At 38.8% G+C, this 18,162-nt stretch carries 14 protein-coding genes; 4 read left to right on the forward strand and 10 right to left on the reverse strand.

Annotated features, from left to right (window positions below; genetic code table 11):
* Positions 1–16: 16 nt before the first annotated feature.
* Positions 17–1,270 (reverse strand): kelch repeat-containing protein, encoded by a 1,254-nt coding sequence (locus tag R2800_13335; protein MEZ5018035.1) that lies wholly within the window; start codon positions 1,268–1,270, stop codon positions 17–19.
* Positions 1,271–1,825: 555 nt separating this feature from the next.
* Between R2800_13335 and R2800_13340 the strand changes: the two genes are divergently transcribed.
* Positions 1,826–2,167, forward strand: coding sequence for a helix-turn-helix transcriptional regulator (locus R2800_13340; protein MEZ5018036.1), 342 nt, complete (start codon positions 1,826–1,828; stop codon positions 2,165–2,167).
* On the opposite strand, the gene R2800_13345 is transcribed toward R2800_13340, so the two are convergent.
* A complete protein-coding gene (locus R2800_13345; GenBank protein MEZ5018037.1) occupies positions 2,164–2,424 on the reverse strand; it encodes a hypothetical protein in 261 nt (86 codons plus the stop codon). The genes R2800_13340 and R2800_13345 overlap by 4 nt on opposite strands.
* 171 nt (positions 2,425–2,595) lie before the next feature.
* Here R2800_13345 and R2800_13350 point away from each other — a divergent pair, with 171 nt between their 5' ends.
* Together R2800_13350 and R2800_13355 are read left to right on the forward strand one after the other, a co-directional pair.
* The gene (locus tag R2800_13350; GenBank protein ID MEZ5018038.1) at positions 2,596–4,542 is read left to right on the forward strand and encodes a M1 family aminopeptidase; all 1,947 of its coding nucleotides are present in this window, start codon (positions 2,596–2,598) and stop codon (positions 4,540–4,542) included.
* Positions 4,543–4,622: 80 nt separating this feature from the next.
* On the forward strand, positions 4,623–5,465 hold the full coding sequence (locus R2800_13355) for a DUF475 domain-containing protein (GenBank protein ID MEZ5018039.1): 843 nt from the start codon (positions 4,623–4,625) through the stop codon (positions 5,463–5,465).
* Here the strand turns inward: R2800_13355 and porQ are convergent.
* From porQ to R2800_13370, 3 genes are all read right to left on the reverse strand, one after another.
* Complete coding sequence (gene porQ, locus R2800_13360; protein ID MEZ5018040.1) at positions 5,440–6,612, reverse strand: type IX secretion system protein PorQ; 1,173 nt, start codon at positions 6,610–6,612, stop codon at positions 5,440–5,442. The genes R2800_13355 and porQ overlap by 26 nt on opposite strands.
* Before the next feature lie 35 nt (positions 6,613–6,647).
* Entirely contained in the window at positions 6,648–7,475 is an 828-nt protein-coding gene (locus R2800_13365) for an SDR family oxidoreductase (GenBank protein ID MEZ5018041.1), read from the reverse strand.
* A gap of 81 nt (positions 7,476–7,556) precedes the next feature.
* On the reverse strand, positions 7,557–9,464 hold the full coding sequence (locus R2800_13370; GenBank protein MEZ5018042.1) for an OmpA family protein: 1,908 nt from the start codon (positions 9,462–9,464) through the stop codon (positions 7,557–7,559).
* A gap of 83 nt (positions 9,465–9,547) precedes the next feature.
* Here R2800_13370 and R2800_13375 point away from each other — a divergent pair, with 83 nt between their 5' ends.
* The gene (locus R2800_13375; protein MEZ5018043.1) at positions 9,548–10,756 is read left to right on the forward strand and encodes a DUF2130 domain-containing protein; all 1,209 of its coding nucleotides are present in this window, start codon (positions 9,548–9,550) and stop codon (positions 10,754–10,756) included.
* Positions 10,757–10,761: 5 nt separating this feature from the next.
* On the opposite strand, the gene R2800_13380 is transcribed toward R2800_13375, so the two are convergent.
* The 5 genes from R2800_13380 to R2800_13400 form a co-directional block, all read right to left on the reverse strand.
* Positions 10,762–13,131 carry a gliding motility-associated C-terminal domain-containing protein gene (locus R2800_13380; protein MEZ5018044.1) on the reverse strand — a complete coding sequence of 790 codons (2,370 nt, stop codon included), beginning with the start codon at positions 13,129–13,131 and terminating at the stop codon, positions 10,762–10,764.
* Positions 13,132–13,194: 63 nt separating this feature from the next.
* Positions 13,195–14,163: a nitronate monooxygenase gene (locus R2800_13385; GenBank protein ID MEZ5018045.1), complete on the reverse strand. Its 969-nt coding sequence runs from the start codon at positions 14,161–14,163 to the stop codon at positions 13,195–13,197.
* Positions 14,144–15,409, reverse strand: coding sequence for a pitrilysin family protein (locus tag R2800_13390; protein ID MEZ5018046.1), 1,266 nt, complete (start codon positions 15,407–15,409; stop codon positions 14,144–14,146). Before R2800_13390 ends, R2800_13385 begins: the two co-directional genes overlap by 20 nt.
* A 103-nt stretch (positions 15,410–15,512) precedes the next feature.
* On the reverse strand, positions 15,513–16,589 hold the full coding sequence (gene pdxA / locus R2800_13395) for a 4-hydroxythreonine-4-phosphate dehydrogenase PdxA (GenBank protein MEZ5018047.1): 1,077 nt from the start codon (positions 16,587–16,589) through the stop codon (positions 15,513–15,515).
* 31 nt (positions 16,590–16,620) lie between these two features.
* Positions 16,621–18,057: a leucyl aminopeptidase family protein gene (locus R2800_13400; protein MEZ5018048.1), complete on the reverse strand. Its 1,437-nt coding sequence runs from the start codon at positions 18,055–18,057 to the stop codon at positions 16,621–16,623.
* Positions 18,058–18,162: the final 105 nt, after the last annotated feature.

Genomic DNA, 18,162 nt, shown 5'->3' on the forward strand with positions numbered 1-18,162 from the left:
TAGTTAGGGTTAGGTATTATTGAATAGTAACTTGATATTGTTTTACGGATGCCTTATCTGTATATTTTATGATATATTGCCCTGCGGAAAGTGAGTTTGTATTTATTGATAAGGAATTGGAAAGAATGCCTGTTACTACTTGTTGGCCAAACATGTTGTATATAGCATATTTGCCGCCTTGTTTAGCATTTTTTATAAATACCTTGTCCGTAGCAGGGTTGGGGTATACAACAACCTGCTCGTTATTATTTATACTGTTTACTGATAAGACTCCTTGAGTATTAAACTCAAAAAAGTCTCTATAAAAAGTTTGAGTTGTAACATCAATTCTCCATCCTGCTCCTAAGTAAGCTATGCCGTTTACTACTTCAGCTCTACCAAACATTCTTCCTGGTCTTATCGATTCTCCCCCAGAAACATATTCCCAATCGTTTGCTGAAGGGCTGTAGGCAAAAGTAGATTTGTTAAATGCGCCATTATCAATTCCACCCCAAGTACAATACCCTTTACCATTTATTACAAAAGAAACTCCACCTGCTATTTCAGCAACAGGCATTTCCTTTTTAGCGGTCCATGTGTTGGTAGCTGGGTTATATTCATAGGTTTTATTAGTTCTGCCAGATGGTGTTCTTCCTCCAGCTATATAGCCCTTATCTCCAATGCTGAAAGAAAAAGGTTGATCCCTTATCTCACCTTCTGGAAAACTTGCTTTAGTGGTCCATGTATCAGTAGCAGGGTCATATTCTAATACTTCATCAGTACCGCCACCAAGTTTTGTAGTTGTACCACCTACTATATATGCCTTATTGTTAATAACAAAGACTCCAGAGAACCCTCTACCAATACCTGGTGCTGATGCTTTTTGTGTCCAGCTATCTGCTGATGCATTGTACTCCCATAGATCTGTAAGAAATGTCCAATTAGGAATATTAAAGCTGTTGAAATCTTGTATACCCAATCCAAGGTATACTTTATTGTTAATTACAAAAGTAACGGCCCCAGATCTATTAGTTGCCCCGGGCATATTGTTTTTCCCAGCCCAAGTATCGGTAGAGATATCATAAACCTGTAGGTCATTATAGTTGGTATTATTGCCACTATAGCCACCCCCAAAATATATTTTGCCGTCTACAGCAAATGATTGTCCACCCCATATACCTTGTGAAAATCCCCATATATTATTTTTCTGCTTCCACTGACCTTGTACAAATAAAGAACAGCTTATTAGCACAAGAGTTAGCAATGTTTTGAATAGTTTAATTTTTGTCATAGTCTTTCGTTTTATAGTTTGAAAGACAATCAAGACAAAAAGAAAGTACAAGCTAAACCACTCAAAAAAACTTAAATAAGATTAATAAAAGCAAATTGATGTTTTTTTGCCATTTATTGGATGTGTGTTTTGAGCTACTATTTAGCTATTTCGTTTTCTATGGCATCACTTACTGCCAATACTAATTCATAAGGTAGAGAGTTATTATCCACTACGTCATATCTGTCGGAAGAAGACCATGTCATATAAAATCTTGGAAAACCAGAAATATTGACCTCATAATAGAGTCCATTTTTCCGATGCTCTTGTATTATAACCGCTAACCAAGACTTTTTATCGTAAATAATACGTGCAGAAAAATTATTTCGCATTTAGTAAAGTTAATATAAAGAATCCTGTAAATAATTGAAAAATAAGGGGTAAGCTGGGTGTTTGTACCCATTTGGAGCGCAAATAATCTTTAAAAACACCAACCATTTTATAATAACAGTATGTCTTAAAGTTAAAGAAGGATTACTCCGTTACCTATTATATCAACTAGAAAAACTATTAAGAATGAATTTAGGAATAGCGATAAAGTCTGTGAGAAGGCAAGTTGGAATTACTCAATATGAGTTGGCGGAGCGTTGTGGAATATCACAAACATCACTGTCACAGATTGAAAATCAAATAAAAAGACCTAGCAATCGTACCATTAAAAAAGTGTGCGAGGTATTAGAAGTACCGGAAGCAGTAGTATATATTTTAGCAATGCAAGACACAGATGTGCCTGTAAGCAAAAAGAATGTCTATGAAATGCTATTCCCTTCCATCAAAAACTTGGCACTACAAATAGTAGGAGATGACCATAAACAGTTTATCGAGCGTTGTGAAGCTACAACCGCTATTGCTGTTTAGTTGAGCAGGCGGGCAAATAAACTACCCAGCTTTTGAGTTAGTGCTGATAGAGAATAAGTAGTGCCTTTTATCCCTTGTTGAATACTAGCATCTACACGTATAGAATTTGAAGGAGTATACTTTACTTCTACTATTATAGGTTCGTCAGTCTCTTTATAGTTCCAGTCGAGTATAGCTATTGCGCTAAAATATAAGAATACAGACCAGACAAGAGACTTCCCAATAAAAACTAGCTTTTTTCTATATGCTTCCCTCATTGCATATTTGTTTTAATAGTGAAGTGATATTTAAAAATACCATATTTAACTTTTGATATATTCCCCCTTTTTGGGGGATATTCTTTTATGTGTAGTTTAATTACTCAATTTAGGCTTTTATCACCATAGGTAAATAATAGCTATTTTTATTCGTAGCAAAACTAAATACCAATGTACAGAGTTATTATTCCTTTTTTATTGATGATGATAGCAATAAGCACGCATGCACAAGAGTCATATCTTGGGTGCACCCATAAATACAAAGAGGTAAGATCTGGACAAAAAACAACTGTAGCAGACCTTGATGAGGATAAATACGATATAAAACATCTTTTTTTTAAGCTAGAGTTAGGCAACACTTCTACTAGCATAAAGGGAGATGTAACTACCACTGCTACAACCGTAGTTGCAGGTTTTAATGTTTATGCTTTTGAGCTAGATGCACAGTTAACTATAGATTCTGTAAAGTTTAATGGGCAAAAAGTAACAGTAACAACCAATGGAGCAGTGAGGAAAGTGAATTTAGCAACTCCGCTATCTAATAATACAAGCTTTACAGTGCAGGTTTTTTATCATGGGCAGCCAACGTCTGGTACGGGACAGTTTTTTACAGGAGGACTAAATAAAGTGCAACGCCCATCTGGAACAAATATCCTCTACACATTGAGCGACCCTGATAGAACGGATGAATGGTGGCCTTGCAAGCAGTCGCTTAAAGACAAAATTGATTCGGTAGACATGTGGGTGACAACTGCAGATTCTTTAAAAGCAGGTAGTAATGGACTATTGTTGAACACTACAAGTTTGCCGGGAAACAAACTGCGTTATGAATGGAAAACAAAATACCCTATAGATTATTATCTGATCACTCTAGCAGTAGCTCCTTATGGAGATTATTCCTATTACATGCATTATACCGATGGTAGTAATGACTCTATGTTGATACAGAATTACCTATACGATTCAGCAACATTTATGACACCTGCTATTAAGGCTGCACTGGATACAACGGGTATATTGATCGATCATTTTTCGGAACTATATGGCAAATACCCTTTTTATAAAGAGAAGTACGGGCACTGTGTAGTGGGTGAGCTAGGAGGAGGAATGGAACACCAAACTATGACAACATTAGGACCTGTAAATACAGGCTTGATCGCTCATGAAATGGGGCATCAGTGGTGGGGTAATAATGTAACCTATGGTACATGGAAGGATATATGGCTGAGCGAAGGGCTGGCAACATATACCGCACAATTATTCTTCGAAAAATATTGGGGAGTGCAAGCTGCTAAAACAGAAAGGACTAGTGCTTTTGGTACAGTAATGACGCAAACATTCGGAAGTGTATATGTAGATGATACGACCAGTGTGAATAGAATATTTAGCGGTAGGCTGACTTATGCAAAAGGAGCAGCCGTTGCCCATATGCTGAGATATTTAGCACCTGAAGATAGCCTGTTCTTTAAAGGGTTAAGAAACTTTCAACAACAGTATGCCTATAAAAATGCAGTAACGGATGACTTGAAGCAAGTATTTGAACAAGTATATAACCAACAGTTAGATACATTCTTTAGGCAGTGGGTGTATGGTGAGGGTTTCCCAATTTACAGCATTAAATATTATCAGGTAGGTAATACCGTACATCTACAAATCAATCAGTCTACTAGCTTTCCTAATAGCGTAGCTGTATTTCATTTACCTGTCGAACTGCAGCTGAATGCTACTAATGGAGATACAACAGTGAAGTTGATGAATACAGGACTATCTCAAAACTACTCGGTGACTTGGGATAAGACGGTAACAGGTATATCTATTGATCCAAATGAACATATAGTTAATAGAAACAGTCTTGTGTCTAAAGATCAAACAATACTAAGTATTGCTACACTCAACTTAGATGGAATAAAAGTATATCCTAACCCTGCAAAAGAGGTATGGCATATAGAAGGAGTAGCAACAGACACATGGATGTATTTATACGATGTGACCGGTAAACTAGTTTGGAGTGGCGTAGGAGCTAAAAGTATACCTGCTAAAGAAATGCCTTCTGGAAACTATTTGTTGCAAATAGAAAATGTAAAAACGGGTAGCCAATATTTTAAACTCGTGAAATAGAACATATTTCATGTGTTGGTGAAAATATGTAATACCTTTGCTCCGTATTAATGACGCTTAAAAACTAGCTGCAATTATTAATGGCACATTTTCAAGAACTGTTTCAGCAGATTATTGATAATCCTGTCCCTTCTGCTACAATTATCTTCAACCTGATACTTATAGAGAGTATACTTTCTGTAGATAATGCAGCTGTTTTGGCTACCATGGTAGTAGACCTGCCTAAGCAGCAGCGGGTAAAAGCTTTACGTTATGGTATACTGGGTGCTTATGTGTTTAGAGGGATAAGTCTAGTATTTGCAGCGTATCTGATACAGATATGGTGGTTCAAGCCAGTAGGGGGTATTTATCTATTGATATTAGCGGTCAGGCATTTTATAGCTAGGGCTAAAAAAATACCTGATGAAGCAGAAAGTATAGAGGTCCAGGACAAAAATAAAAGTTGGCTGTATAGAAAGACGTTAGGATTATTAGGCCCGCTATGGTCTACAATAGTATTGGTAGAGATAATGGACTTGGCTTTTTCTATAGATAATGTGATTGCTGCAAATGCTTATACGGATAATATTATCCTCATTTGTGTAGGTGTTTTTATAGGCATATTGGCCATGCGTTTTGTGGCACAAGGTTTTGTAAGGCTCATGGAGCGATACCCTTTTTTAGATATATGTGCTTATGCTGTGATCGCTTTATTAGGACTAAAACTTTCCTCTTCCCTATACACGCATTTTAATCCTTGTTCGGCTGCTTCTAAATTTATAGAAGGGCCACAAGCATGTATGGAACTTAATGGACAAACCTTGGCAATGGGTGAGCACCCAATGGTATGGGGCGATATTCTTACATCTATTTTAAGTGTAAGTATATTTCTTGTGCCGGTATTGTTTTCAGTAATATTTAACCCTCGGAAGAAGCACTCGTAGGACTAGTGCGTGGTGGTGCGGTATATTTCCAGCCAGGGTAAGTGTCACTCCAGTTTATTTTTTCTCCAAGCTTGCCAGCTCCAATTATTTTATTGAGTGACATGTTAATACCAAACTCGTTGTAAGCACCTGCTATATGATAGTAAGAGCGTGCGTAATGAATTTGAAATTTATTCAAATTGACCCCAAGTCCAAAAGAAAAACCGGCAAGACCTGGCTTGTCTTCAATGCTTAGTTCTCCTCTACGAAGATGGTTATATGCAACTGTAGCTAACAGTCTTTTACCTATGATGATCTCTGCGCCAAATACAAAATGCCTGAACAGCTTATCTCCAAAGTAAGACTTCTGAGTAGCAGTAGTATCTTGTCCTCCAAATAGATTGTTTTGGGTATTGTCAGCAGGGTTATTATAACGAATATCCCACTCATATAGATGGTGTATAGTTGCCATCAATCTTAGCGGTACATATTTTAATCTTTTAGAAATACCTATCTGTAAATCGAAAGGAAGAGGCTCTGAACTATTATTAGGGTTGTATTTTGATAATACAACACCCATGTTTTGTGCTACTGCGCTAACCATCCATAGCGCATTGCTATCATAATACGTAACACCAATGTCCATTAATAGTGCTGAAGATCTCTTGTCGTAAAGAGCAGAGTTAGCAAACTTTAAAGCAGCTCCATAGCGCCATTTAGTTTTGTATTGCCTTGATGCGGCCAAGGTTATGGCAAATTCATTAGCCTTAAATGTGCCATATTGGTTGCCAATATTATCCGTCTGTGTGAAACTACCGTAGTTAAGGTATTGGATGCCTAATGCAAATGAAGTATTTATTTTAGGCACATGATAACCGTATTGCATATTGGCAATGCTGATACCCGAGTAGAAGGCATTATAGTTAAGCCCTAAATTGTTATGAAGCTCAGGGCGCATTAATGCTGGGTTTTGCAATGCAAAAGCAATATCATCATCTGCACTGGCAATATTAGTACCGCCAAGTGCAGATATATGAGGTGAATTTGCTAGTCGCAAAAACTCCATTGTTCGTTGCCCTCCCGTTACTTGCGCATAGCTACTGCCAGTAATAGCACATAGGATAATAAGGAGGTATTTTCTTATTTGCATAAGGTTAGAACGGAACATAAATGAAATTATTGCTACTGTAATTTAGCTGATTTTTACTTTTCAGCAGCTTTTATCATTTCTTCTACGATAGGAGTACTCACACCAGTGCTAGAGAAACCGCCATCGTGGAATAGGTTTTGCATGGTCACCATCTTGGTATAGTCGCTGAATAGGCTAATACAGTAGCTAGCACATTCTTCAGCAGTAGCATTGCCTAACGGAGACATTTTGTTAGCATACTCAAAGAAAGCATCAAAACCAGATACCCCAGAGCCAGCAGTGGTAACTGTAGGAGATTGAGATACGGTGTTTACCCTTACTTTTTTAGCAAAGCCATAGTGGTAACCAAAGCTACGTGCTATACCCTCCATTAATGCCTTCGCTTCAGCCATATCGTTATAACCAGGGAAAGTACGTTGCGCTGCGATATAGGTTAGTGCTACTACAGATGCCCATTCGTTTAGTGCATCCAATTTCATACAAGATTGTAACACCTTGTGTAGCGATAACGCAGATATATCTAATGTCTTTAAAAAGTTGTCATAATTGGTGTTCGTATACTCTATATTTTTACGAACGTTTGGAGACATACCGATTGAGTGCAATACAAAATCGAGTTTACCGCCAAAATGATCCATACTTTGTTGTATCAGTTGTTCTAGATCTTCTGTTTTGGTAGCGTCAGCAGCTATTACGGGTGCATCATTGCACTCTTTAGCTAGCTCATTTATCTTACCCATTCTTAATGCTATTGGCGCATTAGAAAGCACTATTTCACCACCTTCAGCTACTACCTTTTGTGCCGTTTGCCATGCAATTGAACGCTCGTCTAGCGCTCCAAATATGATTCCTTTCTTTCCTTTTAACAATTGGTGAGACATGTAATCTGATTTTATTTAAGTAAAAGTAGAAAAAACTGCTAAGCTTTTGTCATGGTTTTATACTTAAAGTAAGGTTTGTCATTATCTCCTGATAATGATCTCTACTCTTCTATTGGCAAACCTTCCCTCCTCAGTGTCATTTGAGGCTACAGGAGCTGCTTCTCCCCACCCTGCATAGCGAATATAATCTTCGAGTATGCCCAAACCTGCTATTTCCTCTGCTACTAAGCGTGCTCTGGTATAGGATAATTCTTCATTTATGATAGGCGTGCCTGTATTATCTGTATAGCTATTGATAAGTATTTGAAAGTTATGCTCTTCAAACAACCATGGATCCATAGCTCTATATATTTCTGCCTTATTAGAGTCTGACAGACTTTTACTATTGATAGGGAAGTTTAATACAAGCAATACACTGTCGTTAATAGGGGCAACATAGTCTTGAGGTAATAATGCGATATTAAAGGTATCCACATCTATACTATCTGCATCGGCAAATATTATATCTCCTTCGCTGGCCAAATAGCCTATTCTATCCGCATAGTAAGTGTATTTTTTACCTTTGGGCAAGGTTATCATATAGCTGGCATCACCCCTGTTAGAGGTGAAATGATAAAGCTCTTGTTTGGTAACAGCATCTTTAACATATATGCTGGTGTAATTCAGCCTATCTTTTGATAGGGAGTCATATACAAAGCCTTCTATTTTAACTACAGGTATAGGTTGCAGTGCTTTGGGTACTTTCATCTCATAGATATCAAAATTCCCGGTATTGCTATCTCTATCAGAGGAGAAGAAGGCTCTTTGACCATCTACTGTGATACAAATGCTGTTTTCATCAGCTGTAGAGTTGAAAGGAATACCCATGTTAGTTGGTGTTTCCCAAGTGTTATTCCTGCTTCTGCGTGTCATGAACAGGTCTATACCGCCAAGCCCTGTGAGCCCGTCGCTGGCAAAATAAAGTGTATTGTTATCTATATGTAAGTGTGGGGCTGTTTCGTTACCCGGAGTATTAATTTCAGGCCCTAAGTTTTTAGGCTCTTGCCAAAGTCCATTTTCAAAAGTAGATACCCATATATCTAGCCCTCCATAGCCACCATTTCTATTGCTTACAAAGTAAAGCTCTCTGTTATCGGCAGAGAGGCATGGCATGCCCTCATAGTCGGGAGTATTTATGGTAGCGCCAAAGCTTTGAGGTGTAGACCATGTGCTATCTTCGGTATAAGCCATAAATAGGTCACAACCTCCTCTTTCCCAGCCGTTTTCGCTTCTGTTTTCACAACGCATAAAGAACAGATAATGTTCATCAGCAGATATAAATTGTGCCGCTTCCTGAAAGGGGGTATTGGTAGGGGTGCCTAAGTTTTTACCCGTAAACCACCCTCCACAGCTATCTACTGTCGAACGGTAAAAGTCCTCATCGGTATTGTTTACACTACGGGTGAAATGTAATGTTTGGGTATCAGCCGATATAGTAGGATACATTTCAGGATATGGGGTGTTAATACGTATGCCCAGATTGAAAGCGGTATCCGTCCATTTTCTGTTCAATGCTTGCTGCATGAAGCTACCTTGTGCACGTAATTTTTTCCAAGTATCATTTTTGCTATCAGAAATACTACGTGATACAATAAGTTGTAATGCTTGAGTAGGTTGGTAGTTGGCTAGGTATGCTTTTGCTAATGGCATGGCAAATGCATTGTAGCCATCTTTACAATTTCTAGAGGCAGCGAGAAAAGTTTCTATCGCTTTTGGGAAATTTCTATCTATATAGTACCATTCTCCCATTGTGCTATAAGCATCAACATATCTGGGGTAACTAGCTATTGCTGCAGCAACACTTTTGTAGGCAGCGGCTTTATTTTTCTTTAAATTATAAGACAGCCCTTCATGATAAAGCCTTTGAGCGCTTTGTGGCACTTGAGCGGTAACCTTTTTCGAAATGATAAAGGCTAGTGCTAGCAATAAATATATTGTGCTTTTTCGCATATCGTAGCTGTAAAAATAATAACCTATGTGATTTCCTTCAATAAAATCGGAACTTTGTAACTTACTGTTCTTGAAGTTTTAATATGAGTGCACAAATAAAATGTCCAAAATGTGGTAATGAGTTTCAACCTGACGAAGCAATTCGCTCGGAAGTAGAGGCGCAATTGCGTGCCAAAATGGTTAGCTGGCAAAAGGAAAAGAGTGAAGAACATCAAAAAGCCTTGGACGAAAAAGAAAAAGAGGCACAGAGAAGACTAGAAGAACAACGTGAGCAACTACAGCTAAAGTTGGAAGAGCAGATCAGTAAGAAGTTGGCGGGTGATTATGAAGTAGAAATGAGATTTTTAAAAGAAGCTAATGAGCAAAATGAGGAAAAATTAAAGGAAGCTAGAGTTAAAGAATTAGAGTTTTTAAAGCAAAAGCAAGAACTGAAACAAAAGGAAGAAGAGCTACAGATACAACTACAAAAAATGCTGCAAGAGGAAAAGCTAGCACTTGAGGGTAGTATTAGAAAACAAGAAGAAGAAAAGAACTTTTTAAAGTTCAAGCAATTAGAAAAGCAGCTGGAAGATCAGAAAAAAATAGCTGAGGAAGCCGTACGTAAAGCAGAGCAGGCATCTATGCAGTTGCAAGGAGAGGTGCAAGAATTGGCACTAGAAGAACTGTTGAGAAACAACTTTCCTTTTGATGTGATATCGGAGGTGGGTAAAGGCGTAAGAGGTGCCGACTGTATACAAACAGTGCGCAATAGTATAGGTAATGAGTGTGGCAGTATAATGTATGAGAGTAAGCGTACTAAGGAATTTAGTAACGAGTGGATAGAAAAACTAAAAGCAGATATGCGCAGTCAAGGTGCAGACTTGGCTGTAATTGTGACACAAGCAATGCCCAAGGGTATGGATAGCTTTGGCGAAAAAGATGGGGTATGGATATGTTCTTTTAATGAAGTAAAAGCAGTTACTACGGTTTTAAGGGACTCTATCCTTAGAGTGTATAACGCTACTAAAAGTCAGGAGAACAAAGGGGATAAAATGACTTTGCTTTATAACTACCTTACAGGTGCGGAATTCTCCGAACAATGGAAAGCCATGCGTGAAGGTTTTAGAAGCATGAAAGACCTTATTCAAAAAGAGCGCGATCAAATGGAGCGTATATGGAAAGCCAGAGAAAAGCAGATAGAAAAAATACTGCTTAATGCTAACCATGTTAGTGGTTCTATAGAAGGTATTGCCGGTGCAGAAAGCATAGATATGAAACTGCTTGATGGCAACGATACAGACTTGATCGAGTAGTGCTACTATCTTAATATAGTAACACTACCTTTCATAATTTCGTCCCTGCCCCTGAATTTATATTTGATATAATAGTAGAAAGCGTCCATGCTTAAGGCTTTACCTTTATAGCTGCCATCCCAACCTTCGTTAATGTCTATAGTATAAAAGACACGATTACCCCATCTGTTGAAAATACCTAACTCAAAGTTGGTCACTTCGGTAATATTACCCAGTACTTTTGCTACGTCATTTCTTCCGTCATTGTTAGGTGTAAATGCGCTAGGGAACCATAACTCACAGTTGTAAAAGTCGATATAAATATCATCTCTTGCCAAACCACAACTGCTGAAAGCATATAAGGTATATTGACCTGGTGTTTTTACCTTAAGCCTGTCTTTTAAGCTACTGTCAGACCAAACATAGGTAACAGGTACTTTAGTTATTCCTGCATAGAGTGTTATCTCTTCACCATAACATAGGGTCGTATCATTACCTAGATCTAGCTTAGGTCCTTCTACGGAATTGAAAACTACTGTGTCCGCAACAGTACACCCAAACTTGTTCACAACAGTTACCGCATAGGTGCCACTTTGGGTAAGTGTAATAGCAGAATCAGCACTATTGGTATTCCATTGATAGATAGTACCAGAATCTTGAGGTCCGGCATTAAGCGTGTAGGAAATGCTATTACATATAGTAGTGTCAGGACCTAAGTATACAGCGGGTACTGGATCTATTTGTATTTTAACTGTGTCTGCTCCGATACAACCATTATTATTTACTTCTAGCCAGTACGTGCCAGATTTAGATGGGCTGCCGATAAATTCATTGGTGGCTGCTGTAGTAGCATCACTCCATAAGAAAGTAGCGCCACTAGGGTTGGTGTTTTTATTCTCTAGTTTAATTTGTGTGCCGGCACATTTATTAATGAAGCTATCCAGATCTACAGTGGGAAGTGCTGCTTTAGAGATCGTGGCAGTATCGGATGCTGTACCACATAAGGTGCCGCCTGATGCTTGAACCCAATATTTATTAGCTTGTGTTACTTTAATACTGCTGGTAGTAGCACCTGTATTCCATATATAAGTAGTACCACCACTGCTACTTGCATCAAGTGTTAGTGTATCGTTCTGGCAAATGGTGGTGTCTTTGATTATGTCAATATTGGAAGCTCCGCTGGCAATAAAAATGCCGCTACAATGGCTTTGCATGCCCATAAAACCACCCATGTTTTGCAATAGTGTAATTTTCTTAGCACCAGCTGTGGTAAAGGTGTAGTTGAGTGTAGGGTTGTAATAAACAGTGCTGTTGAAAGTAGGGTAGGTAAAAAGAGTTTTTCTATGGTATCCTTTGCTACTATAGGAGGTTATATGTAGATATTGTGTTCCATTGTAAATAAAAGGAACAAAGCTGTTGATATTAGTAACACCAAGTGCCCCCATATTGCTAAATGTAGGAGTAGAAGTGATGTTGTTATGAAAATCTAGTTTTATAAGGTTGCCTGATTCATTAGCCACATAAGCTATTAGCTGGTTACAGTCAGAGAATATGGCTACTGTTCTTGGCAACTGAAGTCCTGTATTCCCCAGTAGTGTACCGGTAGGGCTATTGTTTTGAATATTAGTACCAAAATCTAGCCTAGATATATTAGGTGTAGTAAGGCTAGTTACAAGCATGTACCAGTTGCCATTCTGCTGGTGCAAAGCAAAGTTGCAAGGGTTGTCGTATCCGCCAACTTTTGGTAGTACAGTAGTTGTTGGAGCATTTGTAATAGAAGTGCCGAAGTCTAATCTTGTAATAGCACCATTTCTATTGGCTACAAAACCCACCCATTGCGTACCGTATTTGGCTACACCTATTTGGTGTGCATGAGCAAGGTCTGGAGATAAGCTGTAAAAAGTAGCAGTAGGGTTATTGCCGAGCGATGTGCCAAAATCCAGACGCATTAGTCTATTAAAATTCACGAAGAAGCCATACCAGTTACCATTTGCAGGATCTCTTATTATCTGTACCCCTTCCAATAAAAATCCTGTGAAGCCAAAATTACCAAGGTTGGTTGCAGTTGGTGTTGAGTTTGGGTTGGCACCATATGATAGCCTTATGATATCTCTATTGTTATAGTTGGTAGTGAAGGAATACCAATTACCATTATCATAATCCATGCTAGAGTAAACAGGATTGTTAACTGGAGCAAATGTGCCGGATGCGGTTGCAGCGGCAGTGTTGTACTGAGCAATATCTGTTGTATCCATCACCCATGTATGGGAGATTCCGGTAGTACCATTACTCATGTTCACAACTGTGTTGATACATGTAGTATCAGTAGGGTTGGTTTGTATTTGTGCGAATGCCTGACTCGACAATAGGAGTAATAGGATAGGTATGTACTTCATAAAAGGGTTAAATATTAGGACTGCTAATATAGGTAGTTTTTTTGGTATATGATCGGGTCGGCCTTAAAAAGGTTGCTTAGCTGTAGTGCAAAATTCTTTCCATATTTCTGCTACAATTTCGGCAGCTGGTTTTATCTCGTTGATGTAACCGCTCACCTGTCCTATTTCAAGTTCGCCATCTTCCATGTCTCCTTCAAACATGCCTTTCTTGGCACGTGCCCTACCTAGAAGATCCTTTAGCGCTTCATCACTTACGCAATTACTTTCCGCTTCCTGAACTTGATCGCTGAACTTATTTTTTAATAAACGAACTGGAGTTAAGCGCTTAAGAGAAAGAATAGTATCTCCTTCGTTGGCAGCTACAATAGCATCTTTGAATGCTTGGTGGCTAGAGGCTTCGGGGCTGCATACGAAACGACTGCCTATTTGTACCGCATCGGCACCTAGTGCCATAGTTGCAAACATGCTTTTGCCAGTAGCTATGCCCCCTGCTGCAATAAGTGGAATTGTTATAGCGTCTTTTACTTGCGGTATCAAGCAAAGTGTTGTTGTCTCTTCTCTGCCGTTGTGCCCACCAGCTTCAAAGCCCTCGGCAACAACAGCATCTACACCAGCAGCTTCGCTTTTTAATGCAAACTTGGCACTCGATACTACATGTACAACTACTATTCCATGTTCTTTCAGTTTGCTAGTCCATGTTTTTGGATTGCCGGCTGAAGTGAATACTATAGGTACTTTTTCGTCGATTATGGTTTGGATATGTTTGTCAATATCTGGATAGAGTAAAGGTAGGTTTACAGCAAAAGGCTTGTCTGTAGCTTGCTTGCATTTTTGGATATGTTCTTTCAGTACCTCTGGATACATGCTGCCTGCACCAATAATGCCCAGTCCGCCTGCATTACTCACGGCACTAGCCAAACGCCAGCCCGATGCCCATATCATACCAGCTTGAATTATCGGGTACTGGATACCGAAGAGTTTTGTGATTCGGTTTTCAAATGCAGTGTTTTCGTTAATTGTACCTTGAAACATATCCTTCTTGTTTTTTCTTTCTGTAGAATAGAGTATTGCTGTTTTCTTTTCTGAATGTGTGCTTGGCTGTTGCTAATAAAAATTCGGTAGTCACAGCGTTGTATTTATTCCATTCGTCGTTTATCATAGCAGCATCGCCAAGTAGCTCATAAAATGCCAAGTTATTAGCACGAGATAGTAAGCTCAGGTCTTCGAAAGTGATCATGGCTTCTATCTTGTTTTTTGCTTTACTTAGTTCTTCTTCAGTTACTCCATTAGTCACCAGTTCTTCTATAATGTCATCGACTGCTTTATTCGCTTCCTCCAAGGTTTCACCTTCAACTATTTTGCCTTCGATGATTAAAAGCCCCGGGTCAATACTGCCTGTATGGTAGCAGTTGATATTGCTAAACAGTTGTTGCTCCTTTACTAGTTTTTGATGCAAACGAGAGGCTAGTCCATTGCCGATGATCTCTGTGATCAAATCGTTGGCATAATAACTATCGGATAATCTGCCATCAATATGCCATGCTTTATAAAGCGCATCTAAAGGCACGTCAGCTTCAACTTCTTTATGTCTTGCTTCTGTTTGTGCAGGCTCTTGAGGAATAGCTCTGTGATAAGCTTCACCAGTTGGTATATTGCCAAACCATTTTTCTGCTAACTCTTTTACCTGCGCTACACTCACATTGCCGGCTACGCATAGTACTGCGTTTTGTGGACGATAGTGTTTGTAAAAGAAATGTTTTACATCTTCAAGAGTTGCCTCTTCAATATGTTTTAGTTCCTTACCAATGGTCATCCATTGGTAAGGGTGTTTCTTATAGCAAAGGGTACGTAGGTGTTCCCAAGCATCACCATATGGTTTATTGATATAATTCTCTTTAAACTCTTCGCATACCACCTTTCTTTGTACGTCCAAGCTCTTTTCGCTAAAGTCCAATGCATTCATACGGTCACTTTCCAGCCAGAATGCAGTTTCTATATTTTGTAAAGGAAGTTGTATGTAGTAGTTGGTGATGTCATTAGTAGTGTAAGCATTATTTTCTCCACCCGCCATTTGTAATGGCTCATCATATTCGGGTATGTTTTCAGAACCACCAAACATAAGGTGCTCAAAAAGGTGTGCAAACCCGGTCTTGTTTGGGTCTTCATCTCTGGCCCCTACATCGTATAGTACATTTATTGCCACCATTGGTGTGGTTTGGTCTTGGTGTACTAATACCTTTAACCCATTATCGAGTGTAAACTTTTCGTATTGTAACATATATTGTCGCTTAGGCCTAAGTTATTATTAGGCTGCCAAAGTTAACGGATTCGTAGTTCTTATTCCGTATAATAAAAAAGCACACATATAGTGTGCTTTTTTATTATCGATTACTGTTTTGACGATCTTTGTTATAGCTGCCTCTTTTTAAAGGGTCAGCAGTATTGGTGTCATATTCGTTTCGTTGGTTGATGAGGTCTATACATTGGAAAACCGCTTCTCGCATAGATGACTCATCGGCTATGTTCTTACCTGCAATATCAAAAGCTGTACCATGGTCGGGAGAAGTGCGTACAACACTCATGCCAGCAGTATAGTTAACACCACCTTCGTGTGCTATTGTTTTTAGTGCTACCAGACCTTGGTCGTGATACATGGCTAAGGTAGCATCAAAAGACTTATAGCTGCCGTGTGCAAAAAAAGCATCTGCACTAAATGGTCCGAAAACCATCTTTCCATTCTGCTTAAATGATTCGATGACAGGAATAATGGTCTCTTGTTCTTCATTTCCTATCTTTCCTTCATCGCCTGCATGCGGATTAAGACCAAGGACAGCAATTTTTGGTGTGTCTATCCCAAAGTCTCTCGTCAGGCTTTCAGAAAGTAAATTAACCTTTGTAGATAATAGCTCTTTGGTAATGGTAGAAGCTACTTTTGCAATTGGTATATGCTCGGTAACTAACGCCACTTTAATAGTTTTATCATACAAGAGCATTAATACCTCCTTTGCGTCAAATTTATCTTTGAAGAATGGAGTATGTCCTGTATAGTTAAAATCAGGAGTTTGTGTATTGCTTTTATGTATTGGAGCAGTAACAATACCGTCTATCTCTCCGTCCTTCAAGCACTGGCTGGCCACCATTAAAGAGCGTATGGCATACTTGCCTGCGATATCTTTCAACTCTCCCGGAGTTACCGGCACTTCTTCATCCCAACAAGTAAAAACGTTGACTTGCTTTTTGTTGAGCTTTGTTAGGTCTTTTGTGCTTGTAAAAGAAAAGTCGTGCGTTGAAACTAGTTTCCTGTAAAAATTAACCACTTTGTTTGAGGCAAAAATAACCGGTGTGCATAAGTCCAACATTCTGTTGTCAGAAAACACTTTTATAATAATTTCAAGACCTATACCATTTAAGTCTCCGGTTGTTATGCCAATTATTGGTTTGTGAGCATTGGTATGCATAGTGTATTATACATTGATTAGGTTAGCAATATTAGCCTTTGCTATAGTTCGTTAAAAAGTCAAGAAGCATTCTTAACCCCATGCCGCTACCTCCTGCTGTTTTATAGCCACTCTTAGTAGGGTTGAAGGATACACCTGCTATGTCAAAATGCATCCAAGGGTAATCTGTAAAATGCTCTAAGAATTTCCCTGCAGTGATAGCACCACCTTCTCTACCACCAATATTTTTCATGTCAGCAATTTCTGAATGGAGCTGATCGCCATACTCATCCCAAAGAGGGTATTCTACTAGACGTTCATATTCATTATTACCACTTTCTTTGAGTGCAGCTTTGGTTTCGTCTGAGGCAGTACCCATACATACAATACCATGCTGACCTACAGCTATTGCTGCTGCACCGGTAAGTGTAGCAAAGTCGAATACGAGTTCTGGTTTGTATTTCTTAGCGTAGTGTAGTGCATCTGCTAGTAACATACGACCTTCTGCGTCTGTATTTAATACCTCAACAGTAGAGCCGCTATGCATTGTAATAACATCACCGGGAGCATAGGCGTCTTGGCCAGGACGGTTGTCGGTAGCAGGCACTAATGCAATAACATGTATTGGTAACTGCATTTTAGCAATAGCATACATAGCTCCAGATACAAGTGCCGAACCACTCATGTCGCTCTTCATTCTATCCATAGAGCCAGCAGTAGGTTTTAATGATAAGCCTCCAGTGTCATAAACCACGCCTTTACCCACCAACACTATTGGTTGTTTATTAACTACTTTTCTAGGCTTATGCTCCATAATAGTAAATGTAGGAGGGGTAAGGCTACCTCTATTTACAGCTAGTAGTCCACCCATTTTTAGTTTTACTATTTGTGCTTTATTAAGTGTAGTCACTTTAAAGCCTGATTCCTTACCTAGTTTGGCAATTTCTTTGGCTAGTTGCGGAGCAGTTAGGTAGCTTAAAGGTTCGTTGATCAAATCACGCATGCGGTAGATGGCCTCACAAGTGATCGATAGTTCTTTAACATCAGCAGGTGTTACTGATCCTTTTGTAAAAGATATGCTCTTAAGACTACTAGCAAGCTTAGCTGCGTCTTTCTTATATTTTAAAAAATTGTAGTTGGCTAAGGCAATACCTTCAGATAACGTATATGGCGCATGTGCCGCACCTGATAAATTAGTAATAGCAACATCGTCAAGCTTAAGTGCATTGAAATATGTTTGTAGCTCAGCGCCTTTTTTTCTACAGGTCTCCCTGTCCTTTATCTCATTGTCCCTATTTATTTGATATACAAATATGTACTTGTTGAGCTGATTGATAGTGACAACAGTGCTACTATTGTTTTTCAAAGACTGTTGGCAATGTGCTATTTCTTCTTTGCTTAGTTCTGTAGCTTGCGATACTGCATCAGCATTATCAACAATATATAGATGGTGCTTTTTAGGAGCTTTTTGTAATACCTTAAAGTTCATTTATTAAATCTTTATATTATACTGGTAAAATTAATTGCAAGGTAATAGGTTGCCAAGTTTAAACCTAACTTTGTATCGCATTGCAATTACTCAACGTAATAAAAA

This window comes from Flavipsychrobacter sp., assembly GCA_041392855.1.
Classification (GTDB): domain Bacteria; phylum Bacteroidota; class Bacteroidia; order Chitinophagales; family Chitinophagaceae; genus UBA5543.